Origin of the sequence: Chryseobacterium sp. MYb7 (assembly GCF_002979455.1) — a bacterium.
Lineage (GTDB): Bacteria > Bacteroidota > Bacteroidia > Flavobacteriales > Weeksellaceae > Chryseobacterium.
The window spans coordinates 1-24,629 of record NZ_PCOU01000030.1; the positions used below are offsets into that span (position 1 = coordinate 1).

The following is a 24,629-nucleotide window of genomic DNA, read 5'->3' on the forward strand; positions in this document are numbered from 1 at the left end:
ATTACCCGTAGATTTATAGCCTGATATGGCGCACGAAAGTGCAGCAAGGTTAGCTCTTTGTGAAAGTTTTTATCGATTAAAATGCAATAAGCTTAAGGCATGATGCCTAATGCTTAAAGCTATATACCTTCTTTAGGGTGGTTTTAGCGGTGGGGCTCACCTGTTCCCATTCCGAACACAGAAGTTAAGCCCACCAGCGCCGATGGTACTGCGAAAGCGGGAGAGTAGGCCGCCGCCAGTTTTTATTTTATTTTTAAAAAATCCTTTATCTGATGATAAAGGATTTTTTTGTTTTATACCTATACCAAAAACAAAAACAAAAATAAAAATAACCCCAAACAACCCAACTTCTCTCACTTCCAGCACCCAGCCTCCATCATTTATTCTCCATCCCATACCATTGTCACTCCGAAGAAGTCTGAATAAAGTTCTCCCATAGAATTACAATAGCAGAAATATAATTCATCGTAATTAAGATGCTTCATGAACTATGTTCGTAAACCTTTAGTTTATGCTCAGAATGACACTGCTAATACTAAGTGCTAAAAAAAGCCTTAGACATTTTACTGTCATTTAGCATCTAAAACTATCATCAATAAGCCTGGATTCCTGCGGTAATGGCACAATTGATAAGAAGGAGGTCAATACACTATTCATTCTATAGAAATCTGAAGTATTGAAAAGTCCGAATTGATAGCTTTTGTAGCTCTGCAACCTGAAACTCGCAATCTTGTAAAGCAACTCTGTATAACCCGCAACCCGGACCCTGTATTATTCAGTGTCTATCTTTTAAGCTCAAAAATGGCTTATCACATATAATAACTAGACTTTGTTTATCAAAAGTATTTAAAGAGCAAAAATCCATCTTATTTTAATCCAGAAGAAATAAAAAAACCGTCTCTATTAAAGAAACGGTTCAAATTTTATGACATTGTGATTGTAAAGATTACATATCGCTGTTTGTGTCCGGGCATTTGAAATCATCACTGCAGGTAGCACATACAATTACTCCGTTGCAATAATACATGCAGAAATCTTGTTCAGGAAGATTAGCACCTCCTGAAATGTTTTTTAATTGTCCTTTTTGTAGTTTTTTTAAATTTTTCATATTGTTTTAATTAAAAATTTGTAGGTATAGTAAAATTAAGTAAATATTTTTAATTGAATAGTGTTTATTTGTTTAAAAATAAAAATTTAATATAATTGATCCTTCTTATCGTTTTATGATCAATGATTTTTGTTTAAATGTTTGATTATTAAATGAATAAATGCTATTTTTAAACAAGCGTTATCCGAAAAGCTTATAGAGTAGGAAATACCAAAAACTTAAAAACTATGAAAAATCTAAAAAAATTGTCAAGAGAAGACAAAAGAAGTATTGTAGCAGGAATAGACTTTCCTGCTTATTGTTTTGAAGGTGGAGGACCAGGAGAAGGAGGCTGTTCTGCCGGAGAAATTTGCTCAGGTGGAAAATGTGTGCCTTACGGAGGTGGACCTGGGGAAGGAGGGAATCCTGGAGGCGGTGGAGATACGTATACCTGTATCTGCCCGTGGGGAACTTTCACTCAACCGACACCGTGTCCTGAATTTTATTGTATAACAGGATAGAAAAAAATAGATAATCATTAATTCATTCTCATAAAAATCTATTAATTCTCACAAGTAAACAATTATTGATTTTTATTTAATAAAAATTATTACTTTAGGCAAGCGTTATCCGAAAAGCTTACAGAGTAGGAAAAATTAAAACTATAACTATGAAAAATTTAAAGAAAATTGAGAGGAAAGAATTGAAAAGTATTTCAGGAGGAATTGATAAGTGTTACGATCTGAGGGATTCACCTGATGACCTTTGTCAGGAACTTAATGATCAAAATAATGGTTGTTACAAAATGAATAGCTGCACAATGTTATGTACACGCGTTTCCTGTTTAACTGGAATGTAATATAGTAAAAACGGCTGCCTCTAGTTTGAGACAGTCGTTTCTTTTTATTTTTTAATCAATCCCAGTTCGATCAATCTTTCATGCAGGAATTCTCCGGCAGTAGTATCTTCGTATAATTTTGGATTGTTTTCATCTACACAATTCTCAAGTGCATTTAAAGACATTGCACTGATTGGATGCATAAAGAAAGGAATTGAATATCTTGAAGTACTCCACATTTCTCTTGGCGGGTTTACCACTCTGTGGATTGTAGATTTCAATTTGTTGTTGGTATGTCTTGAAAGCATATCCCCAACGTTGATCATTAGTTCATCTGGTTCTGCAATAGCATCAATCCATTCTCCGTTGTGGTTTTGAACCTGAAGACCTTTCCCCTGTGCTCCCATTAAAAGAGTAATAAGGTTGATGTCACCATGAGCAGCAGCTCTTACAGCATCATCGGGTTCTTCAGTGATTGGCGGATAGTGAATTGGTCTTAGAATAGAATTTCCTTCTGCGATTTTGTCATCAAAATAAAATTCATTTAAACCAAGGTGTAATGCTAAAGCTCTTAGAACATACTGTCCTGTTTTTTCAAGCATTTGGAAGGCTTCTTTACCTACTTCGTTGAACTTTGGTAGTTCATCAACGATTACATTGTCGGGATACTCAGTTTTATATTTTGAATCATCAGACAAATATTGTCCAAAGTGCCAAAATTCTTTTAAGTCTCCCTTTTTGAAACCTTTTGCAGTTTCTTTACCGAATCCTACATAACCTCTCTGGCCACCAATTCCTGGAATCTCATACTTTTGTTTTGTTTCCACTGGCTGTTCAAAAAAGTTTTTAACCTCTCCATACAAATCATCCACTAGGTTGTCATCAAGAAAGTGGCCTTTTAAGGCTACAAAACCAATTTCTTCATAAGCTTTTCCGATTTCATTTACAAATTTCTGTTTGCGTTCCGGGTTGTCCGAAAGGAAATCACGCAGGTCTACACTAGGTATTTTATCCATTTTTAGAAATTTACGAATAGCAAAATTACATTTTTTTTAATTTAAATGATTTTAAAATCATTATTTATAAGTTAAATTTGCTGTATGAAAAAATATTCTTCTAAGAGAAGTATCCAAATACTTGCACATCTTCTTCAACAGTACGGAATTGCTGATATCGTAATTTCTCCGGGGTCAAGAAATGCTCCTTTGGCCATCCATTTTTCAGAGGTAGATAGTTTCAACTGTTACAGCATTGTAGACGAGAGAAGTGCTGCTTTCGTGGCAATGGGAATGGCAAAAAGTGAGAAAAAGCCTGTTGCCATTACCTGCACCAGCGGATCAGCGGTGGTAAATTACTATCCGGCGGTTACTGAGGCGTTTTATCAGAATGTACCACTTTTGGTCCTTACCGCAGACCGACCAACTGATTTTGTTGATATATTTGATGGGCAGACGATTAGACAGAAGGATGTTTTTCATCAACATTCTTACGGTGATTTCCAGCTTTTGGAAGACAGTAAGGAGAATGCAGAAGATATTAATTTCGATATTATTAAAAAAGCGATTGAACTTTGTTTTGAAAAGCAGGGTCCTGTACATATTAATATTCCTTTGGAAGAACCTTTGTATGAGCTGGTATCAGAACTTCCTACTTTTCCTACTGTGGAAAAAACAATCAAGCATAAAGAGTATGAAATTCCTTCCAATCTGATTGCGGAATGGCATACATCACAAAGAATTTTGCTATTGGTAGGAACAAGAGATTACAGTCCGGAGCTGGAAAATCAATTGACTCAATTGGTGAAAAACCACTCCGTAGTGGTATTGAGTGAAGCCAATTCAAATTTACATCATGAAAAGTTCTTCAGACATATAGACCGTTATATTTTCAACTTTACGGAGGAAGATTATAAAACATATGCCCCGGATCTGTTGATTACAATTGGGCAGAATGTGGTTTCCAAAAAGGTAAAACAATTCCTGAGAAGTGCACGTCCGAAACAGCACTGGCATCTTGATGAAGTGTGGCAGCCTGATACTTATTTCTCCCTTACAGAAAAGGTAGAGGTGAAACCGGAAGTTTTCTTCTCAAAACTGTTGAAATTTATCAATCTGGAACCTAGACCTTATTTTAATCTTTGGGATGTTTTAAGGGATAAAAAAGATGCTAAACACGAGCTGTTTTTGAATACCATTGAATTCTCAGATTTTTATTTTTTCAATAAGGCATCACAAACGATTCCTGAAAACTATAATATTCATTTCAGTAATTCTTCAGGGATCAGATATGCACAACTGTTTGATTTCGGAAAGAGAAAGATGTACTGTAACAGAGGAACCAGTGGTATTGATGGTTCTACTTCCACGGCAATGGGATTTGCCATCAAAAATGAAAACCCTACTTTACTGATCACAGGAGACCTGAGCTTCTTTTATGATATCAATGGACTTTGGAATCAATATATCCCACCATTTGTAAGAATTATGATCTTCAATAACGGTGAAGGAAACATCTTTAAAATCATTCCGGGACCTGGAAATGCAAATCCAAATACACTGGATGAGTTTATTGCTACAAAACATCGTAAGAATGCAGAATCTCTGGCAAAACATTTCGGATTCTCCTATGTTAGAGTAGAAGATGAGATTACATTAGACAGAGTTCTTGAGAATTTCTTCAAACCTGATGCACAGCCAAAAATCCTGGAAGTAAATACTCACGGGAAGAATAGCGCAGATGTGCTGAAGTCGTATTTTGAATTTATGAAATAGATTTAAAGATCAAGATATTCTTCATTCCCCGGCAGATTGATAATTCTGTCGATAGGATAGATAAACATATCATCGAAATCATTCAACGCATTAATGATCTGGAAATGGGTGAATTGTTTTATGTTCTGTAAAGTGATCTCCGTTTCTTTGATCTTTTTATGCTTTAAAAGATGTTGTCTTTGCACACCATTCAATAGATAGGTAGAAGGGGTAAACCAATCTTTTCCTTTTAAGAACAGAAGGTTAGAAAAAGAAGTGTCGGTGATATGATTATTTTTGACGATGATGATTTCTTCAGCTTTTGCTTTCATTTTCATCTTATCCAGCTCTTTTCGATCTTCAAATTTGAATGAATAATCAAAGCTGTTATTTTCTACCAGCTTGAAATCCTGTATTTCAGGAATCGCATAAGGAATCATCTGTGTCCTGATTCTTTTGTCAAGATCATAGGCAATTCTTAGCTTGAAAAGACCATCCTCATCATGCTGCAGATTTTTATAGATCTTAGCCAGATCAATAGAGTCTTCCTTCCCGAAATGGGAAAATGTTTGATTAACACGTTTCTGATGCAGATCCAATAGAAAAATCTCCTGATCTTCTACTTTAATGCTTTCAATGAATTGGGACATAGATTTTATTTTTCATTTCCTGATATTCGTCTTCTAATTTACTCATATGCGTTATACCGCCTCCGCTTTTGAAATAAAGTTGGTCTCCTTCTTTTTCTATAAAGCGTATCATTACACAACTGTCAACATTTTGGCCGTCAAACCAACCACAAACTCCTGTATAATATCCTCTGTCGTATCCTTCCGCATCTAGAATGATTTCCAGTGTTTTAGGTTTGGGAGCTCCTAAAATAGAGCCTGCGGGAAGCAACTTTTGCATAATACTTCCTACTTTTCCGTCAAATTCAGGTTTTATCATTCCTGAAATCTCAGAACTCATTGCATACAAATCCTTCTGCTGGGTTTTGATGAAGTCAATATGCTGGAACTGGTCCACTTTTACATCATCTGCCACCATGCTCAGATCATTCCGGAGCAGATCTACTACGGTGTAATGTTCTGCCTTTTCTTTTTTGTCATTCTTCAGAATTTCTGCTGCATTTTCAATAGAAGCATCAATGGTACCTTTCATGGGATAGGTTAAAATTTTTCCGTCAATGATTTTTACAAAAGTTTCAGGAGAAAAAAATACAAAAAAATCTTTATAAAATACTTTATACTTCGCATTTGAGTGATAAAAAATTTCTTCTAAGGTTAAATTCGTCTCTATTTTTGTCTTTCTAGTATAATTTACTAAATAAGAGTTTCCTAAACGAATATTTTTCTGAACTTTATCAAAGCCATCCTGAAAGCTTTCCAATGTTTCCGGAAATGATTTCCATACTACTTTTTTATCTAATTCTTGTGCTTCTTTTGTGTTTGAAAAGTATTGAAAATCAATAATTAAGCCTTTTTTTTCAATTTCATGTTCCTGATATATTTCAACATTCTCCGATAGAAAGTCGATGACGAAAAAATAGGGAACCTTCCGAAGAGAAAGCTCGTCCATTTCCATAAATTTTTGATGATTCACTGAAAACATTCTGCAAAAATACTTATTGATGTTTACTTTTGCATAAATTTTTTTATGATGCAGAACAAATATCCTCAGAAACCGGGAATTGATTTTATATTGAAGCAGGCATTTTTTTATTGGAATAAAACACTCGTTTTTCAGTTGATGTTTTCCATCGTCTTTTTTGCAATATTGCTGACTGCGGTTATGCTTTTCGGAGAGAAATATGACGTTTTTTCTTACAACAAAGAATTGCAGGAAGCCTTTCTGCAAGGAACTCAGGTTTATTTGAAAAAAATGGAGGCCATAACAGCTACGGAAAATTATCAGATGTTTACATTAGCGATTTGGGGAACCACAGCATTTCTGTATCCGTTGAATCTCGGAATGTTCCAGATCTACCGTAAGCTTGATCTTAAAGAAAATATCGTAATTGGAGACCTGTTTGCAGGATACAACGGGCTTAACTTTTTTAAGTATGTAGGGTATTTCCTTTTCTGGTTTTTTATTTACAGGTTCACCATTCCTACTGTCGTGCTGGCTGTGATTTGGGTTGCTGTAACACTATTTGTTGCTCCGCTGATGTTTTTTACCAATAAAAGAATCTTCGAGGCTATTTCTCTGAACTTTAAAGCTCTTAAAATGTATTTTGTAGAAATAATGGTATGTGTCATTGTTGCTTTTCTATTTAAATATCTAGGTTTTGCTCTGTTTTTGATTGGAGGACTTTTTACTTTTCCTTTTTGGAATGCTATGATTTACTCTCTTTATAAAACAGTTTTTTCGGAGAAAAGTTAAAATTTCATTCATATTTAATGTATTGTTTTGCCAAAAAAAACTAAATTTGGTAAAATCATTAAATATTTAAACTATGTCTGAATTTAACGAATTTGATCAGCAAGGCTCTGTACCAAACAGGGATACGGGATCAATTATTTCTCATGCTTTTGAAATGTACAAGGGCGTTTTCGGCTACGGAATCGTGGCCATGATTATTTACCTGATCGGAGGTACTGTTATTCAAATGCTTACAGGGTTTGATTCTGCATCCATGGTTGAAGAGATGAAATCTTCAGGAGGTGACTTTAATTATTGGAGTGCGCCTGGACTTCCTTTGTATATGGGAGCTTCCAGCCTTTTCGGACTTTTATTATCTCCTTTGTATGTAGGATTGATCTATATGGTGAATAAATACAATACTAAAAACCCGATTGAGTTTTCTGATCTTTTTATCGGATACCGCCAGAATTTTGTAAACATTTTGATTTACAGTCTTCTTGCATGGGTTATTTCGTCCATTGCTCTTGCATTGTGTGTTTTGCCTATCATTTTTGTATATCCCTTCCTTTTAATCGGATATCCGATTCTGTTATTTGAAAATGCATCAGCTACAGAAGCCTTATCAAAATCTTTCAATATTGCTAAAGAAAACTACGGAACGTTCTTATTAACAGGATTTTTAGGATTCCTGATCTCTATTGCAGGGGTTATCCTTTGCGGAATTGGGGTTATTTTAACTGCTCCGTTTATTATGATTGTAATGTACTCTACTTATTGTGCTTTCTTAGGAAAACCAAGACAAATTATGTTCGGTAAATAAAAATATAAAATACATGATGAATAAGGACAAACAAATAAGCAGTGTTGCGATAAAACAAATGTCATTATTGGCCATTATTTTGGTTTTGGCGGGACTGATCTGTTTTAATCTGGCATTGTTTATTCCTTCGGTTCTGGGGGCGATTACCATTTATGTAGTCTGCAGGAAATATAATTTTTATCTGCAGGAAGAAAAAAAATGGAAACCGTCACTGGCAGCCTTTGCATTAATGTTTGCAAGTCTTATTGTTCTTATTCTTCCGATCTATTTTATTGCTGATCTGATTATTGATAAACTGGGAAATGCACAGGCTTACATGGCTAAGTTCAATATTTTCCTGGATAAAATTCATTCTTATATTTTCTCTAAAACAGGATTTGATATTCTGAGCAAAGAAAATATGGCAAAATTGAAAGACAATGTAGGAAAGTTTTCTACATCTGCAGTCAGTGGTACATTCAATACGCTTACAGTAGTGATGTCTATGTATTTTATTCTTTATTTTATGCTGGAAAGACCAAGGCTCTTCGAAAAGATCCTGACCTCTTCCGCACCATTGAAGAGATCCAACATTTCTTTGATTGGCGATAAAATGAGAAAACTGATCATGGCCAATGCTATTGGTATTCCGGTTGTTGCCATTGGGCAGGGGATCGTTGCACTCATTGGTTACCTGATTTTTGGGGCACCGGGAGCAGCATTGCTCTTTGCATTAACGGCTGCGGCTTCTGTGATTCCTGTAGTAGGAACAGCAATCATATATGTTCCGGTGTGTATCTTTATGATTGCAGAAGGAAATACGGGGCAGGGACTGGGCCTAGCAATCTATTGCGTTGTAGTGGTAGGGCTTACGGACAATCTTCTTCGCTTTACCCTTTTAAAAAAGCTGGAAAATATTCACCCATTGAATACGGTGTTCGGAATTATCATGGGAATGAACCTGTTTGGATTTATGGGACTTATTTTCGGGCCTATTCTGATCTCTCTGACCCTTCTTTTGGTTCAGGTATACAGAAATGAATTTTCGGATGAAGAAACCCCTCCGGATCTTGAATTACCCGGGCAGGATGATATTAAGGAAAAATTAATTTAATTATATAAAAGTGGAAGGACTCAACCCGGAAATATTAAAAGAGATTTGTGTCATGAAAATGCCTTTCGGAAAATACGAAGGAACAATTCTGATTGATCTTCCGATCAGTTACTTAGAATGGTTCAATAAAAACGGAATGCCAAAGGGAAAACTGGGAATGCAGCTTTCAACAGTTTATGAAATCAAATTAAATGGACTGATGGATCTTTTGACTCCTATCAGGGCATCGGTAAGAAATGGATTGTAAAAAATAAAATACAATTATTCAGTATAAAGTTTCGGCGGCATCAAAGATGCCGCCGAAACTTTTTTATATCAATTCTTTTAAGCTTTCAAAGCTAGAATCTCATCTCTCAGCTTAGCTGCTTTAATGAAATCGAGATTTTTAGCTGCTGCTTCCATCTCTTTTTGCTTTTGCTCAATCATTTTCTCTATATCTTCACTTGCATAAGTTGCCTTTGTTTCAGCCACTTTTTGCATGATTTCTTTTTGAGTGTATTTCTGATCAGGAAAATCCTTACTTCTTCCAACAAGATTTTCAGAAATCTTTTTATTTAAAGCGGTAGGTTTCTTTCCATTATCTTTATTATACTGCATTTGTTTTGCACGGCGATATTCGGTTTCATCCAAAGTAGCCTGCATAGATTTTGTGATTTTATCGGCATACATGATTGCCTTTCCGTTTACATTCCTTGCGGCACGTCCTACGGTTTGAATCATGGATCTCCTGCTTCTAAGCATTCCTTCTTTATCAGCATCCAGAATGGCGACTAATGAAACTTCTGGTAAATCCAACCCTTCTCTTAATAAGTTGACACCGATAAGCACGTCAAAAAGGCCTAAACGAAGATCCTGCATGATCTGAATACGTTCCAACGTTTCAACGTCCGAGTGGATGTATCTTGTTCTGATTCCGAATTTGGTGAAGTATTTGGTAAGTTCTTCTGCCATTTTCTTCGTTAAAGTCGTAACCAGCACTCTTTCATCAGCATCAGATCTTTTCTGGATTTCTTCCATTAAGTCATCAATTTGATTTAATGAAGGTCTCACCTCAATAATCGGATCAAGAAGTCCTGTCGGTCGGATAATCTGCTCAATATATGCTCCTCCTGTTTTTTCCAGTTCATAGTCTGCAGGCGTTGCAGAAACATAAATGACCTGATTCTGAATGGCTTCAAATTCTTCAAACTTTAGAGGTCTGTTATCCATTGCTGCCGGAAGTCTGAACCCATATTCCACTAATGCTTCTTTTCTGCTTCGGTCACCACCATACATGGCATGAACTTGTGGAACGGTAACGTGGCTTTCGTCGATGACCATTAAAAAGTCCTTAGGGAAATAATCGATCAGGCAGAAAGGCCTTGTTCCCGGAAGGCGACCGTCCAGATATCTTGAATAGTTCTCAATCCCAGAGCAATAACCCAATTCTTTGATCATTTCAAGATCCAGCTCTGTTCTTTCCTGAAGTCGTTTTGCTTCCAATGGTTTTCCAACAGAACTAAAGAAATCAACCTGTTTTACCATGTCGTCCTGAATGTCTTTAATAGCACCATTTAAAGTCTCCTTCGAGGTTACAAAAAGATTGGCAGGGTAAATCTGTATTTGATCAAAATTATCTTCTACATTTCCTGTAACAGGGTCGAAACTTTGGATTTTTTCAATTTCATCTCCAAAAAACTGAATTCTGATCGCATTATCAGCGTAAGCTGGGAAAACATCAATGACATCGCCTTTCACACGGAATGTTCCTCTTTGGAATTCGTTGAGTGTTCTGGCATACAGAGCATTAACCAGTGAGTGCAAAAGTGCTGTTCTTGTCACTTTCTCACCTATCGCTATAGAAATTAAAGATTTGTGAAATTCCGTTGGGTTCCCGATACCATAAATACAGGAAACGGATGCTACAATCAAAACATCCCTCCTTCCTGAAAGAAGGCTGGCAGTCGCAGAAAGACGCAGTTTTTCAACCTCTTCATTGATGCTCAGATCTTTTTCAATATAAGTTCCTGTTGTAGCAATATAAGCTTCAGGTTGGTAGTAATCATAGTAGCTGACAAAATATTCCACGGCATTTTCCGGAAAAAATTCTTTAAACTCCATAAAGAGCTGTGCAGCAAGAGTCTTATTATGTGCCAGTACTAAGGTTGGACGTTGTACATTTTTTACAACATTTGCAACAGTAAAGGTCTTTCCGGAACCTGTTACCCCCAGAAGCGTTTGATATTTCTCACCGATCTCTATTCCTTCGGTCAATTTTTCAATAGCTTGGGGCTGGTCTCCCGTAGGTTTATATTCTGATTGAAGCTTAAAATCCATAGAAAAGAATGTATATAACAAAAATACGAAAGAAATTATTAGGCAGTATAATGTTTTGGAGATGAATATTTTGATAATAAAATTTTAACACATTGTAAGCGTTGAGAAAGGATTATTTATCTTTTTTCAGGATAATTTTTTTATTTATTTCTAAAGAATATTATTTTCAGACCAGATTTTATGGCATTATTTTTCCATTCATTGAGTACAAATCACCTAATCACAATACTATGAAAATCAATCAATTTTATATTCCTGTACTGACTCTTTTTCTTATTTTGTCATCATGCAAAGAAAACAAGGCGAATGCTCAGAAGACCGGAAACGCTGGAAGTGTTGAGACGGAGAATCCTAATTCTGACAACAAACCTGCTTTTAAGGGACAGACAAGAATCAATGCAGTGAAGACAACAACAACCTATAATGTGGAAATATTGAACAAAGATTTGGGAAGGCCCTGGGGGATAATCAATTTACCTGACGGAAGATTTCTCATTACAGATAAAAAAGGCTCTATGAATGTTGTTTCCACAGATGGAAAACAGGTGTCTAAAATAGAAGGTTTCCCAAAAGTAGATTCAAAAGGGCAGGGAGGAATGCTGGATGTAGCTCTTGATCCTGATTTTAAAACCAATAATATGATTTTCTTCAGTTTTTCAGAACCTTTTGGAAAAGGAAACTTAACCTCTGTGGCAAAAGGTAAGCTATCAGCAGATCTTAAAAATATTTCAGAGGTCAAAGTTATTTTCCGTGCCGAACCTTCTTACGACGGAGATAAGCATTATGGAAGCCGTCTTGCTTTTGATAAAGATGGACATTTATTTGTCAGTACAGGAGAAAGATCAGATAAAGTAACCAGAGTATATGCTCAGAAAACAGATAATTATCTTGGAAAGATTTTAAAAATTACAAAAGATGGTAAACCCGCTCCAGGAAATCCTTTTATAGGGAAATCAGGCTATAAACCCGAAATCTATGCTTACGGTGTCCGAAATCCTCAAGGTATGGCAATAGATCCTAATGGAAATCTTTGGGATGTGGAAATGGGACCAAGAGGAGGAGATGAAATCAATCTGATCCAACCTGGAAAAAACTATGGCTGGGGTGATGTAACCTATGGAATTGAATATTCCGGAGATAAAGTAGGAAAAGGAATTACCCGGAAAGAAGGTACCGAGCAACCTGTTTACTATTGGGATCCTGTGATCTCACCAAGCGGGATTACTTTCTATACAGGAAACATCGAGGAGTGGAAGGGAAATCTCATTATCGGATGTCTTAGTGGTGAACATATTGACAGAATTGTCATGAAAGATAATAAAGTAGTAGGAGAAGAACGTCTTCTTGCAGATCAAAAAGAACGCTTCCGGGATGTGCTGAATGGAATGGACGGGAATCTGTATGCAGTCACAGACAGCGGAAAGCTTTATAAAATCTCAAAAAAATAGAAAAAGCCTACAGAAATTCTCTGTAGGCTTTTGTATGAAAGCAGGTTTCCCTCATTTCTTAAAACTTAAAATTAAGTCTGGCAAAAACCTGTCTTCCGGCAAATCCCATCTGTACAGGATCAAAAATACCTCCGGATTCAGTATTCCCACTGGATACCTGAGTAGTCTGTAAAGTAGGATATCTGTTGAATAAGTTTTTACTTCCTAAAGTCAGATTCAGGTTCTTACAGAATTCGTAGCCGAAAGAAAGATCGGTTGTTACTTTTGGATTATAGAGCTGTTCTGTACCGTCATAGCCAATCAGGGTTACTTTATCAAACCTTACCATCTGCAGGTTTACATTAAATTTACTCAGCTTATAATTAAGGTTTAAATTAACTTTGGTTTTTGGAGCCGAAGCAAGGATGAATGCCTTTTCTCTCTCGCTCAGATAAATATCTTCTTTTCCAGCCAGCTGTTCTGAAGTATTTATTTTCGTAATTTCCATATCATTATAGTTACCAGCCAGAGTAGCAGTCAGTTTTCCGGAACCTATGTTTTCACTATAGCTTAAGATAAGGTCAACCCCTTTTGTTTTCGTATCAATAGCATTGGAGAAAAACTGTACCTGGTCAATAAATGGATTCTCTGCCTGAACCTCTGCCGGCAAGTCTGCTTGTGCAAAATATCCGGTAAGGACAATTCTGTCTTTCACACGAATATAATATCCATCTACGGTTGCCGTTAATTTTCCTGTATTGAAAGTAAATCCGGCACTTCCATTCACAGAGGTTTCTTGTTTCAATTGAGGAATTCCAAGACTGCTTGCCAGTTTGCTATCATTAGAAGCTAACTGAATCGTAACCAATTGACCGCCCTGAAAATTGGTAAACTGCTGGCTGTAATATTTCTGGGCCAGAGAAGGCGCTCTAAATCCTGTAGAAACAGATCCTCGGAAAGCAAACTGTGGCGTGATAGCATATCTTGTAGCAAATTTACCATTCAAAGTACTTCCGAAATCATTATAATTTTCAAATCTTCCGGCAATACTTATCATCCAGTTTTTTGTCACATCCAATTCAGTGTCTACATAGGCTGCAAAGTTGTTTCTGCTCTTGCCAAAATCAATAGAATAGCCGGGAAACCCTTGTGATCCCCCTGGACGATAACGTAGAGGATCAGAACCAGGAACTGTTACCCATAAATTTTGAGGAGTATCTTTTGTAACTACATTTCCATTGATATCATACATTGCATAGGAGGCTTCTTCTCCTTTGATGATATTAAATTTTTCATATCTGAATTCTGATCCGAAAGCAACGTTAAGTCCTTCCAATACTTTGAATTGTTTCACTGCGTTAAAACCGGTCGTATTCTGCAGCAGAGAATGTCCACCAGCATTAAAGCTTGTAGGAGATTTGATTCCTAAAGTAGCATTAATCGTATTATCTATCTGGTAGGTAAATCTGTTGTTGCCAAAAGCATTGTAAACATCTACATCCCAATCGGCAACCTTGAATTTTAAGCCATTGTCAAACGTGAAATCTGTAATACTGGTATCTTCAATCGGGTTGAATCCTGTAGGATAAACTTCAGGAATATTGCCGTCTGCATCCGGTGTTCTGGTCCAGGCATAAGCCTTGGTATTTCTGTGTGAAAAACCTTGACGGGAATAGAATTTCAGACCATCAGATAAAGGGAGCTCAATGTTTCCGAAAAAGTAAATATTTTGAGCTTTTGCATCCCCGAAACGCTGTCTTGGGGCTGTATATAGATCCGGATTTGCATTTCGGATAGCGTAATCTTTATTGATGAATTCTACGGTAAAGTTTCCAAAACCGCCTTTTGAACCTATTTTGGTTCCTAAATTTCCACTGAAATCAAAGGTGGTGCCGTCTACTTTGTGATCAGAAACCACATCATTGTTTCCTGGGCTTTTAAAAAGGTTCATACCTGTGAATAAGTTTCCTTCAAAACCGTTATTTCTGTCATTCAAAATAACATTAATTACCCCGGCGATAGCATCTGAGCCATATTGTGCAGAAGCTCCGTCACGAAGCACCTCCACTCTTTTTATGGCACCAATCGGGATGGTATTCATATCGTATCCCGTATTTCCTCTTCCTTTGGTTCCGAAAAGGTTGATCAGTGAAGACTGATGGTATCTTTTTCCATTTAACAAAAGTAAGGTCTGATCGGGACCAAGACCTCTTAAAGTGGCCGGATCTACGGCATCAGCACCATCAGATCCTGATTGTTTATTGGAATTGAAAGAAGGTGCAGAAAACTGTAAGAGCTGGTTGATTTCAACCTGTCCCGTTGACTGGCTTACCTGTTTAATATCTATAATGTCTATAGGAACGGGTGTATTTACCACCGTTCTTTTTTTATTTCGGCTTCCGGTAATGGCTACTTCGTCAATCTTTGATTCTTTCAAAGTATCCTTTACCTGTTGGGCATAGGAAAGGGTAGTAGCTCCAAGGAAAAAAATGCTGATGTATTTTATTCTCATAATGATAATTTTGAGTGATGATTCGATCAAAATTATCATTATTTATTTTTAAATCAATATGAAAGTTAAATATTTAGTATGAAAATCTTAATCTGGTGTTAATTTGTGCTAATTTCGAAAAAATAATAATCTATTGTTTGAATTTGATTAAAATTTTTAACATTAAAAGCTGGTAATGATTCTGTTAATTCCTTCTTCTAAAATTTCCTGGGAAGTCGAAAAGCAAATTCTGATATGTCCTTCTGCTCCTTTTCCAAACCATCTTTCTGAACCGGGAACAATAGCTACTTTTCCTTGTTTTAAGACATGCTCAGCAAATTTATCGCTGGACATTCCGTTTTCAATCTTTGGAAACAGTACAAAAGTGGCCTCAGGAAGATTGGGCGTTACAATTTCTGAACGGCTTAATAATCTAAAAGCAAGGTCTCTGTTGTTCTGTAAGTGGGCTAAAAACTCTTGGTACCAAGGCTTTGACCTTTCCAGTGCTACACTTCCGGCAATCTGAGATAAAGTGGAAACCCCTTCTATAGTTGAGTTAAAATTGGATTTCTCAGTAAAATCTTCAAGAATATCCTGATCATTGCACAGTACCGCTCCGATTCTTAATCCCGCTATTCCGAATGATTTTGAAAAGCCATACACGGTAAAACTTTTTTTCTTAGCCTTCTCCGAGACAGAAGAATAAGTATGGAAATCTTTTTGGTCATAAATAATATCACTCCAGATTTCATCACTCATTACCCAAAGATCATGAGCAGATGCTATTTCTGACACTTTTATTAAAACTTCTTTAGAATAAACTTTCCCAAGCGGATTGTGTGGATTGCATATGCTGATCAGTTTAGTCTTGGGATTGATTAATGAAACAAGTTTTTCAAAGTCAATTTCTCCTGTTATCGTATCAACAGGGCAGAGCATTACTTTTCCGCCTGCTGTTTCTACAGATTTTTTGAAGAGAAAATCTACAGGGTCCAGAATAATGGCTTCATCTCCGGAGTTAAGAACATAGGAAGCTATCAGAAACATTCCCTGAGCAGCACTGTTAACTGCCAGTACATTTTCAGGTGAAAAGCTTCCGTGTTTTTCTTGATTGAAATGATCGGCAACGCTTTTCTTAAATTCCGGAATTCCGGAAAACGGTCCATAGCTGAGGTAGCCGTCTTTCAGGTATTCAATAATTCCCTGTTCAATTTCGGGAGCGGTTCTGAAATCCGGATCAGCTGCTGTAAGAGGAATGATTCCGTCTTCCAGGGTAGCCCATCTTCCGTTATAGGCCTTTCTTTTCAGGGCTTCAAAGTTGATATCGTTGTTGGTGAACATATTTATTTATAGGATATGGGGATAATATTTTCTGTTTGTTGGCTTAATGGAAGTAAAAACTGGTTAAGCAATATTCTCCCATTGCTGATGTGAACTTCAATTTCGGGTTTTCTTTCTTCTTCATACTTACTGAAAGCTTTGTGTATATTGTCTTCTTCAACTAAATATTTCGTTAATGAGAAAGAGTCTTTCAATGCTGAAGTAACTCCCTGACTTGTAAATGGAATCAGTGGATGTGCTGCATCACCGATAAATACAAAGTTTTCATGATAAAAAGGATTGAGATTTTCTAATTCATAAACACTCCATAAATGTACATTTTTATAGTTTGATTTTTGTATGATTTCCGGGACTAAAGGATGCCAGTTTTCAAAAACTTCAAGCATGTATTTCCTTAAATTCTCCGCTGAACATTCATTAATCATGTATCTTTGGTTATCAAACTGTGAATACCAAAGAAGGGTGTCATCAGAAAGTTTAAGGATTCCGAAAGTAAGACCGCCTTCTTTATGATGAAATTTTATAAAGTCATTTTCAATAGAATCTGCAATTTCTTTATTTTGAATGATGTTAACCACTTCGCTTTCCTGTACTACTCTCATGGATTCATCCTTAAAAAAATGTTTTCTGATTCTGCTTCTGGAACCATCGGAGATGACAGCGATGTCTGCATCAATGTACGTTCCGTCAGAAAGCTTCAGCTTTCCGTTATGTTGATCATCAGGAATAATGGTTTCTTCGTAGGTAATCTTTTCCGGAGAAATGTTTTGTGCCAGCAGATCAATCAATGAATGTCTCGAGATGGCAAAAACATTGTCCAGTTCCTTTTCTGCCAGAATTTTTCCCGTATGGGAATACTGGGCGTATTTTTTCAGAAAACTTCCATGTCTATGAATAAGATTCGGATCAATTATTTGATAAAGATAATCCATCCCATCCTTCGGAATGAGAAAGCCGTGACCTGCCAGATCTTTCTTTTTTCTCCTTTCGTAAATGTGATAGTCAATTTGGTGCTTTTCTAAGTAATTCGCCATGCTTAAGCCGGAAATACCGGCGCCCACGACAGCAATTTTCTTCATTTCGGAATAATGTATTTTTCAGGTTGGTTTTTTAAGTATTTTTTAGTCTCCTTTAAATAAATACAAAATTAAAATTAAAAACATTCACTATTTCAAAAAATGGATTAATTTGATTTTGGTTTTATGAAAAATAAGATGAAAAGCATAATATATCATTTATGATAAAAAAATATGAATAGTATATATTTATTTTTAAGGCCTGTTTATTTGTAATATGTGAATGATTGTAAGTGGGTTACATAAGAAATGCTGGTAAGATTATAAAAATATAAAACAGATCTTGTTTAATGAGCTTTTGAACGATCATGCATAAAAAAACCGGAAGAAATTCCGGTTTTATGATTAAGCTTTTTCAAGCTGAACAGTAAAGTGTCTTAAGATTTCCGGTTCCCAGGTGATTTTATATCCTTTTGCTATTTCGTCACGTCTTTCATATACGTTTTTGATGGCTGCAGCAATATAATCCATGTGGTTATTGGTGTAGGTTCTTCTAGGAATTGCCAGACGTACCAATTCTAATTTCGGGTATCGGTTTTCTCTTGTAGCAGGATCTCTGTCTGCCAGTAAAGTCCCGATTTCTACAGTTCTGATTCCTGCTTCCTTATAAATTTCAAGCCCTAATGTCTGTGCTGGATATTCTTCACGGGAAACGTTTGGAAGGAAGTTTAAAGAGTCGATGAATACAGCGTGTCCTCCAATAGGTTTCTGAACAGGGATTCCGTATTCAATCAGTTTATTCCCTAGATATTCAACCTGAGAGATTCTGCTTTCAAGATAAGCAAATTCAGTAGCTTCATCAAGACCTACTGCCAATGCTGCCATATCTCTTCCAGCCATTCCTCCATAGGTAATAAACCCTTCATAAATGATCGTGAAATTAGAAGCTTTTCTGAAAACTTCTTCATTATTCAAAGCAATGAATCCTCCGATATTTACTAAACCATCTTTTTTAGAACTCATGGTCATTCCGTCTCCGTAAGAGAAAATTTCCTTACAGATTTCCTTAATGCTTCTGTTTTCCTGTCCTGCCTCTCTTTTTTTGATGAAGTAAGCATTCTCTGCAAATCTTGCCGAATCAAAGAATACAGGGATTCCGTATTGGTCAGAAAGTGCTTTTACAGCTTTCATATTTTCCAGAGAAACAGGCTGTCCCCCCGAAGAGTTACATGTAATGGTAATTAAACAGAAAGGGATGTTTTCTTTAGGATGGCTTTTGTAAACTTCTTCCAGTTTTTCAAGGTTGATATTTCCTTTGAAAGGGTGAAGGTCATTAATATCAAAAGCTTCATCTATTGTACAGTCGATGGCATGTGCCTTTCTGATTTCGATATGTCCTTTTGTGGTGTCAAAATGCGAGTTTCCGGGAACTACGTCACCTTCTTTTACCAATACTGAGAAAAGAACATTTTCTGCAGCTCTTCCCTGGTGAGTTGGTAATAAATATTTGAATCCTGTGATTTTTTCCACAGTTTTCTGTAATTGTTCAAAAGAACGTGATCCTGCGTAGCTTTCATCACCAGTCATCAAAGCAGACCATTGTCTGTCAGACATTGCTCCGGTTCCGGAATCGGTAAGGAGGTCGATGTAAACATGTGAAGATCTTAAATTGAAAAGGTTATAATTAGCTTCTTTAAGCCATTGCTCTCTTTCTTCTCTGGTGGATTGATAGATTTCTTCCACCATTTTAATGCGGAAAGGTTCCGCGTACGGTAAATTCATGAGTTAAGTATGTTTTAAATTGTTTGTAAAGAAAATGTGCTTGAAAATAATTTTTCAAAATTCATCAATGTATAATTAAGACGGAAAAGGGGATTATTCCGGAGCCTTAAATATATTTTCATCAGAATGGAATCCGGCTACACCGCCGCTCACTGCAAACTTCATAGCAGAAGCCGCTGTCATTCCCACTACAGGTTTGATGTTTTTTTCTTCAGTAACAATTACCCAGCCCGAGATGGCGTACGAGTGGGGAAGGTATACCGCAACGTAATTATGCTTGTCAACGTCCGACATTTCTTTTTGGGTTAAAAAGCCGATTCTCCAGATTTCCGGATTCTCGTTGGTTTTTACCCATACAGGATCGTTGAATTTTTTCTTGTCGCCTACGAATGAAGACATTACGTCTTTCGTAGGAGTGTAAATATGTTTTACTCCCGGAGTTTTCTCCAGTAAGCTGTCCATCGTGTCGAAAAAGAATCTTCCAACCACGAATTTATTTCCCAAATATCCTAAAATAGCAGTAAACAGAATAATAGAAACGAATACAAGCCCGGGAATTTGTTTGGCCAAAGAAGGAACAAGATTGTCAATCGCACTTACAATATACCAGATTACAAAAATGGTAAGTCCGATAGGACCAATGATAACTAATCCCTGAAAAAAGTTTTTCAGGAATAAATTGGCGATATTTTCAAAGCTTGGCTTCTTCAATGTATATTAATCTATATTCTTTATTATTTTTATTTTAACCGTGGATCGTTTCTTTATTTCCGTAGGACTTAATAATGCTGGCTTCATATTCCAGCCATTCTTCCCATCGTTTGTTTACTTTTTCCGGATCTCCGAGCTGTCTTGCAAATCCTATGAAAGTAGTATAATGATTGGCTTCAGAAATCATCAGTTCTTTGTAGAAAACTTTAAGCTCTTCGTCTTTGATATTTTCGGTAAGAACCTTGAATCTTTCACAACTTCTGGCTTCAATCATAGCTGCAAAAAGCATTTTGTCTACGATGAGGTCTTCTCTTGTTCCCTGTACGATAAATTTCGCCAGTTCATTCACATAATCATCTTTTCTTGCTCTTCCAAAAGTAAAACCTCTTTTCTTTATGATCTCATGAACCTGATTGAAATGATCCAGCTCTTCCTGTGCAATCGCAAGAAGTTCGGTCACAATTTCAGGATATTCCGGAAGCATTGTAATCAATCCTATGGCGTTGGTAGCTGCTTTTTGCTCACACCAGGCATGATCTGTCAAAATTTCTCCGATGTTTCCTTCTGCAATATTTGCCCACCTTGGATCGGTAGGTAGTTTCAACTTAAACATGTTGTAAAATTTCTGTAAATTTAAACAAATTGAGGTAAGAAATGTGACTTTATTTCAATTTGATCATTAAAGTGCTAAGATGCGGTCTTTCTTCTTAGGAATTCCAGAATCTTCCAGCCTGAAGTATCTACTTTTTTCAGGCCTGCAGAAATAATGAAGGCTAAAATGATATTAATTCCATAAATAAAGACCATCAAAAGCCACCACGGCATATTTTCTTTTAACGGAACTACCAGGAAATAGACTAATGAAGAACTGATTCCCTGTGCAAAGTAGAAGAAAATGGCATTTTTTCCGATATGGGTAATGAAATTTTCTTTTGTGATTTTCAATCGGTTATAAAGAACGAATAAGGTCACCAGAGAAAATAATGCCCAGATGATATAAGGTATTTTTGGCGGGAATTTATTTTTATTGATTTTATAGAAGATATCTCCTCCATAGTACCAGAACATCCATATAAGGGCTGCTCCCACAAGTCCGTAGAATATAGGGGTTGCTTTGGTGGGAATTTTTTTTCCACGCAATGTGTGCCCGATTAAAAATACAGCAAGATAGAAAGCAACATATCCTACTTGTCCCGTTGGATAATATTCCGGGAAAATGTTGAATAATAGGGTTAAAGCAATGCAAAGTCCAATAAACCAATTAATATGTTTTGGAAAGAATCTTAAGATAAGAACTCCGAAAACAGTGAGTATATAATACACTTTAAGATACCAGAAACTTCCCATCACTACCGGAAAAGTATCAGCATTGGTGTATTGATGAAGGTACCAGTTCCCCAGGTTTTCCCATTGAGGATAGATAGAAATACTGGTCGTGGAATATTTGGATCCAAATGTTGAATAAAAACTCTGTAGCCATTCCATAGAAAAGAAGGTGAGTCCAAATACTTTAAAGAAGTAATCTAAAAAGAACAGGAAGGTCACAAAAATCATATAAGTGATCTGCAGTTTCAGAAGGCGGTACAATGTTTTTTCAATATTGGCTCCGGAAGTAATACCACTGAGCGCATAAAATAAGGCGACATCAAAGACCAGAGAGAACACCCTTACTTCTGCGGGAATATAAAACTGCCCAGACCAGAATGCTGTATGGATAAATATGATGGAAAGTGTTGCCAGCCCTTTGGCGAAATCAATATAGAGATCTCTGTTCATTGTAGTTACTTGAAGGTTCTTTTGTTATTTTTTCAAAAATACAAACAAATTGATTTTTTAAAACATAAAAAGACGTTTAAAAATAAAAAGGGGCGGAACATACTGCCCGCCACCTTTCTTAAATATGCTAAAAATGAATGTTTCCGTTTATTTAAGATGTTTAAATTCTTCTGCAGAAATTTCTCCTGACTGAATTTTTCTCAGCTCATCAATATATTGACTCATGTATGCGTCAATTTCAGGATTTACTGTGTTCTTAGCTATCTTATAAGTTCCGTTTAATACTCCCTGATAATAATAGAAGAAGTTGTAATCGAAATTGGATGCGTTCAGGTCATACTGTCCCAAAAGGAATCCTAAACGAACAGCTGATCTTCTCTGTGCAGGTGTTCCGTGGTGTCCGGGATTAGTGGTCTGGTAATCTCCGATACTTTGAGCAAATTCGTAAGCAGCAGCAATTTCGGAGAAGTTTGTTTTGTTGTAACCGTTTGGTCTTCTCAGATAGTATCCTGCGAATCCGTCTGCCTCAAGTTCGTTGGGTCTTGCTGTGTTTTCGCTTACTGAAGGAAGTCCGAAGATATACTGCAGCTGATGTCCATACTCATGAGCAAGGATCATCGCATTGACAATATCACCGCCTTTTGCTTTTGCATCATAATAGATTGCATACCCATAATAAATTCTTCCATTACCATATGAGATGGCATTATAGGTAGAATTAAAATTGCTAGGGTCGTTCACAAATCGCAGAAGAGGGTTGCTTCTTCCCCACATGCTTGCAATTTTAGTCATTTGTGCATTCATAAAATTGGTGTCTGTGGAGTTTTGAAGTCCGGTCACTAAAACAGAACTGTTGCTCCAGTTGTTGTCTACGTAAGAGCATTTTTTTTCAAGATCTCCCGGCTGATCAATTTTTGCGTTCAGTGTTTCTGTCTGAGGTTGAACATTGTTGTCCATTTGGTCATCACTACATGCTGTCAATGAAGATACAGCAATGGCACCTGCTAGTAAGCAGAGATTAAAGTTTCTTTTCATATATAAATTCAATTTGGTAGAACGAAGGTAATAAATTATCTCTTAAGTGTGAGTACATTATTAAAAAAAATTATTCAAAACATAGTGAATAGGATTTTATTTAAAAAAACATTGCTTTGATTGTAAGCTAATTAGAAATTTATATGTATATTTGCACCTCGAAATAACTAAAAATTTATAAACAATGTTTGCAATTGTAGAAATAGCAGGGCTTCAATACAAAGTTGAGCAAGACCAGAAGTTGTTTGTAAACCGTTTAAAAGGAGATAAAGGAGGAAAAGTTTCTTTCGATAAAGTTCTTCTTACTGTAAACGGTTCAATCACTGTAGGCGCCCCAGCTGTAAACGGAATCACTGTGGAAGCAGAGATCCTTGACCACGTAAAAGCTGATAAAGTAATCGTTTTCAAAAAGAAAAGAAGAAAAGGTTACAAAGTGAAAAACGGTCACAGACAATCTTTAACTCAAATCGTAATCACTGGTATTACTGGTTTTGAAGGTGGAGCTAAAAAAGCTGCTGCTAAAAAAGAAACTGTGAAAGGTGAAGTTCTTTCAGATAACGCAACTGTTAACTTTGGTGAAGATCACGAATTGAACTATCACTTAAAGAAAAACAACTTGTCTCAGTCTAAAGAGAACAGAGAAACTTTAATTACTTTAGGTAAAGCAGTTAAAGTGGAATTAGAAAAAAATATTCTTACCCATGAAGAAGTAGATGCTGCTATCATCAAGAATATTGATCAATTTAAAGCACTTAATAAATAATCCAGTAATAAAATGGCACACAAGAAAGGAGTCGGTAGTTCCAAGAACGGTAGAGAGTCTCACTCTAAAAGATTAGGTGTGAAGATTTTCGGAGGACAAGCAGCTATTGCCGGAAATATTATTGTTAGACAAAGAGGTACTCAGCACCACCCAGGTGATAACGTGGGAATCGGTAAAGATCACACTTTGTTTGCATTAGTAGATGGTAAAGTAGTTTTCAGAAAGAAAGCAAACAACAGATCTTTTGTATCTGTAGAACCAAACGCATAATTTTTAAGCGTTTTATAAAAATTAAAACCTCAGTTTTTACTGAGGTTTTTTTTGTTGGGTTTCATAGTATTCATTTATTTGTGAAATATTTTATATTTGTCAACTGACCATTTATGAATCAGTTGCGAAAGCCGAAAAGCATAAAGAGTAGGCAAATATTAAAACAAAATATCTATGAAAAATGTAAGAAAATTAACCAGACAGAATTTAAAAAAAGTAACCGCAGGAGTGGCAGCGGTCTGTCCTTCTATGTTTCAGTCCTGTGATGAATGGTGCAGATGGTCTCTATGGCAGAAATCACACTGCATGCTTTCACAACCCTGTACAGAATGCTTTGAGTAAATAATAGTAACCCAAATTTCTTTGAGATTTCGGATAAAGCTGAACATTTAAATAGGTTCAGCTTTTATTTTAAGTTAAAAAAGCTAAATAATATCTTACGGTAGTGAAATATTTATATATTTGTCCGTAATCAAATAAAAAACCATTGCGGAAGCCGAAAAGCAGAGAGAGTAGGCAACAAATAAAACTAAATATAATCATGAAAAATTTGAAAAAATTAACAAAGAAGAACCTTAAAGAAATTAATGGGGGAGCTGCTTTAGGACTGTGTCCGCCAAAACCAATCAGATCATGTGATATCTGGTGCGGTATGACACCGGAACAAAAAATGCGCTGCCTTCTTGATGTAGAAGAACCATGTGAGTGCTTTTAATTATCATCTCTGATTTTTATAAACTAAAAATAAA

The 24,629-nt window shown here is 36.2% G+C and carries 25 protein-coding genes and 1 rRNA gene; 13 read left to right on the forward strand and 13 right to left on the reverse strand.

Features of this window, described 5'->3' with window-relative positions; translation table 11 throughout:
* The first annotated feature begins 133 nt into the window (after positions 1 to 133).
* Positions 134 to 241: ribosomal RNA gene (gene rrf, locus CQ046_RS19520) — 5S ribosomal RNA — on the forward strand.
* Positions 242 to 946: 705 nt separating this feature from the next.
* On the opposite strand, the gene CQ046_RS23705 is transcribed toward rrf, so the two are convergent.
* Positions 947 to 1,108 carry a bacteriocin-like protein gene (locus tag CQ046_RS23705; RefSeq protein ID WP_165790557.1) on the reverse strand — a complete coding sequence of 54 codons (162 nt, stop codon included), beginning with the start codon at positions 1,106 to 1,108 and terminating at the stop codon, positions 947 to 949.
* A gap of 227 nt (positions 1,109 to 1,335) precedes the next feature.
* Between CQ046_RS23705 and CQ046_RS19525 the strand changes: the two genes are divergently transcribed.
* Both CQ046_RS19525 and CQ046_RS24080 read left to right on the forward strand, forming a co-directional pair.
* Positions 1,336 to 1,608, forward strand: coding sequence for a bacteriocin-like protein (locus CQ046_RS19525; RefSeq protein WP_105703876.1), 273 nt, complete (start codon positions 1,336 to 1,338; stop codon positions 1,606 to 1,608).
* A 149-nt stretch (positions 1,609 to 1,757) separates the two neighbouring features.
* Positions 1,758 to 1,946 (forward strand): bacteriocin-like protein, encoded by a 189-nt coding sequence (locus tag CQ046_RS24080; RefSeq protein WP_410493694.1) that lies wholly within the window; start codon positions 1,758 to 1,760, stop codon positions 1,944 to 1,946.
* A 44-nt stretch (positions 1,947 to 1,990) separates the two neighbouring features.
* Here CQ046_RS24080 and CQ046_RS19530 read toward each other — a convergent pair whose 3' ends face one another.
* Positions 1,991 to 2,941: an isopenicillin N synthase family dioxygenase gene (locus CQ046_RS19530; RefSeq protein WP_105684016.1), complete on the reverse strand. Its 951-nt coding sequence runs from the start codon at positions 2,939 to 2,941 to the stop codon at positions 1,991 to 1,993.
* An 84-nt stretch (positions 2,942 to 3,025) separates the two neighbouring features.
* Here CQ046_RS19530 and menD point away from each other — a divergent pair, with 84 nt between their 5' ends.
* Positions 3,026 to 4,696, forward strand: coding sequence for a 2-succinyl-5-enolpyruvyl-6-hydroxy-3-cyclohexene-1-carboxylic-acid synthase (gene menD / locus CQ046_RS19535; protein WP_105703877.1), 1,671 nt, complete (start codon positions 3,026 to 3,028; stop codon positions 4,694 to 4,696).
* 2 nt (positions 4,697 to 4,698) lie between these two features.
* Here the strand turns inward: menD and CQ046_RS19540 are convergent, their stop codons facing one another.
* Together CQ046_RS19540 and CQ046_RS19545 are read right to left on the reverse strand one after the other, a co-directional pair.
* Entirely contained in the window at positions 4,699 to 5,325 is a 627-nt protein-coding gene (locus tag CQ046_RS19540; protein WP_105703878.1) for an aminotransferase class IV, read from the reverse strand.
* On the reverse strand, positions 5,309 to 6,286 hold the full coding sequence (locus tag CQ046_RS19545) for an aminodeoxychorismate synthase component I (RefSeq protein WP_105703879.1): 978 nt from the start codon (positions 6,284 to 6,286) through the stop codon (positions 5,309 to 5,311). The genes CQ046_RS19540 and CQ046_RS19545 overlap by 17 nt, the downstream gene beginning before the upstream one ends.
* Positions 6,287 to 6,334: 48 nt before the next feature.
* On the opposite strand from CQ046_RS19545, the gene CQ046_RS19550 reads away from it, so the two are divergent.
* From CQ046_RS19550 to CQ046_RS19565, 4 genes are all read left to right on the forward strand, one after another.
* Entirely contained in the window at positions 6,335 to 7,057 is a 723-nt protein-coding gene (locus CQ046_RS19550; RefSeq protein WP_228406997.1) for a hypothetical protein, read from the forward strand.
* 73 nt (positions 7,058 to 7,130) lie between these two features.
* Positions 7,131 to 7,859 (forward strand): beta-carotene 15,15'-monooxygenase, encoded by a 729-nt coding sequence (locus tag CQ046_RS19555; RefSeq protein ID WP_105703881.1) that lies wholly within the window; start codon positions 7,131 to 7,133, stop codon positions 7,857 to 7,859.
* 13 nt (positions 7,860 to 7,872) lie between these two features.
* Positions 7,873 to 8,952, forward strand: coding sequence for an AI-2E family transporter (locus CQ046_RS19560; protein WP_105703882.1), 1,080 nt, complete (start codon positions 7,873 to 7,875; stop codon positions 8,950 to 8,952).
* Between the two features lie 10 nt (positions 8,953 to 8,962).
* The gene (locus tag CQ046_RS19565) at positions 8,963 to 9,199 is read left to right on the forward strand and encodes a DUF3820 family protein (RefSeq protein WP_105703883.1); all 237 of its coding nucleotides are present in this window, start codon (positions 8,963 to 8,965) and stop codon (positions 9,197 to 9,199) included.
* Positions 9,200 to 9,276: 77 nt separating this feature from the next.
* On the opposite strand, the gene uvrB is transcribed toward CQ046_RS19565, so the two are convergent.
* Positions 9,277 to 11,268: an excinuclease ABC subunit UvrB gene (uvrB, locus tag CQ046_RS19570; protein ID WP_105703884.1), complete on the reverse strand. Its 1,992-nt coding sequence runs from the start codon at positions 11,266 to 11,268 to the stop codon at positions 9,277 to 9,279.
* A gap of 230 nt (positions 11,269 to 11,498) precedes the next feature.
* Between uvrB and CQ046_RS19575 the strand changes: the two genes are divergently transcribed.
* The gene (locus CQ046_RS19575) at positions 11,499 to 12,716 is read left to right on the forward strand and encodes a PQQ-dependent sugar dehydrogenase (RefSeq protein ID WP_105703922.1); all 1,218 of its coding nucleotides are present in this window, start codon (positions 11,499 to 11,501) and stop codon (positions 12,714 to 12,716) included.
* A gap of 58 nt (positions 12,717 to 12,774) precedes the next feature.
* Here CQ046_RS19575 and CQ046_RS19580 read toward each other — a convergent pair whose 3' ends face one another.
* The 8 genes from CQ046_RS19580 to CQ046_RS19615 form a co-directional block, all read right to left on the reverse strand.
* Positions 12,775 to 15,207, reverse strand: coding sequence for a TonB-dependent receptor plug domain-containing protein (locus CQ046_RS19580; protein ID WP_105703885.1), 2,433 nt, complete (start codon positions 15,205 to 15,207; stop codon positions 12,775 to 12,777).
* Between the two features lie 162 nt (positions 15,208 to 15,369).
* Complete coding sequence (locus CQ046_RS19585; RefSeq protein ID WP_105703886.1) at positions 15,370 to 16,527, reverse strand: pyridoxal phosphate-dependent aminotransferase; 1,158 nt, start codon at positions 16,525 to 16,527, stop codon at positions 15,370 to 15,372.
* Between the two features lie 2 nt (positions 16,528 to 16,529).
* Entirely contained in the window at positions 16,530 to 17,606 is a 1,077-nt protein-coding gene (locus tag CQ046_RS19590; RefSeq protein ID WP_105703887.1) for an FAD-dependent monooxygenase, read from the reverse strand.
* 342 nt (positions 17,607 to 17,948) lie between these two features.
* Positions 17,949 to 19,325 (reverse strand): tryptophanase, encoded by a 1,377-nt coding sequence (locus tag CQ046_RS19595; RefSeq protein ID WP_105703888.1) that lies wholly within the window; start codon positions 19,323 to 19,325, stop codon positions 17,949 to 17,951.
* A 93-nt stretch (positions 19,326 to 19,418) separates the two neighbouring features.
* Positions 19,419 to 20,036, reverse strand: a complete 618-nt coding sequence (locus CQ046_RS19600; RefSeq protein ID WP_047377240.1) for a DUF502 domain-containing protein — start codon at positions 20,034 to 20,036, stop codon at positions 19,419 to 19,421.
* 34 nt (positions 20,037 to 20,070) lie between these two features.
* Positions 20,071 to 20,649 (reverse strand): tRNA-(ms[2]io[6]A)-hydroxylase, encoded by a 579-nt coding sequence (locus CQ046_RS19605; RefSeq protein WP_105703889.1) that lies wholly within the window; start codon positions 20,647 to 20,649, stop codon positions 20,071 to 20,073.
* A 74-nt stretch (positions 20,650 to 20,723) separates the two neighbouring features.
* Entirely contained in the window at positions 20,724 to 21,812 is a 1,089-nt protein-coding gene (locus CQ046_RS19610) for an acyltransferase family protein (RefSeq protein ID WP_105703890.1), read from the reverse strand.
* A gap of 147 nt (positions 21,813 to 21,959) precedes the next feature.
* Complete coding sequence (locus CQ046_RS19615) at positions 21,960 to 22,847, reverse strand: metalloprotease (RefSeq protein WP_105703891.1); 888 nt, start codon at positions 22,845 to 22,847, stop codon at positions 21,960 to 21,962.
* Between the two features lie 184 nt (positions 22,848 to 23,031).
* Here CQ046_RS19615 and rplU point away from each other — a divergent pair, with 184 nt between their 5' ends.
* The 4 genes from rplU to CQ046_RS23715 all read left to right on the forward strand — a co-directional run bounded on the left by rplU (position 23,032) and on the right by CQ046_RS23715 (position 24,595).
* Positions 23,032 to 23,610 (forward strand): 50S ribosomal protein L21, encoded by a 579-nt coding sequence (gene rplU / locus CQ046_RS19620; RefSeq protein WP_105703892.1) that lies wholly within the window; start codon positions 23,032 to 23,034, stop codon positions 23,608 to 23,610.
* Between the two features lie 12 nt (positions 23,611 to 23,622).
* On the forward strand, positions 23,623 to 23,880 hold the full coding sequence (gene rpmA, locus CQ046_RS19625; RefSeq protein WP_027372929.1) for a 50S ribosomal protein L27: 258 nt from the start codon (positions 23,623 to 23,625) through the stop codon (positions 23,878 to 23,880).
* A gap of 174 nt (positions 23,881 to 24,054) precedes the next feature.
* Positions 24,055 to 24,222 carry a bacteriocin-like protein gene (locus tag CQ046_RS23710; RefSeq protein ID WP_165790558.1) on the forward strand — a complete coding sequence of 56 codons (168 nt, stop codon included), beginning with the start codon at positions 24,055 to 24,057 and terminating at the stop codon, positions 24,220 to 24,222.
* Between the two features lie 199 nt (positions 24,223 to 24,421).
* The gene (locus tag CQ046_RS23715) at positions 24,422 to 24,595 is read left to right on the forward strand and encodes a bacteriocin-like protein (RefSeq protein WP_165790559.1); all 174 of its coding nucleotides are present in this window, start codon (positions 24,422 to 24,424) and stop codon (positions 24,593 to 24,595) included.
* Positions 24,596 to 24,629 lie beyond the last annotated feature (34 nt).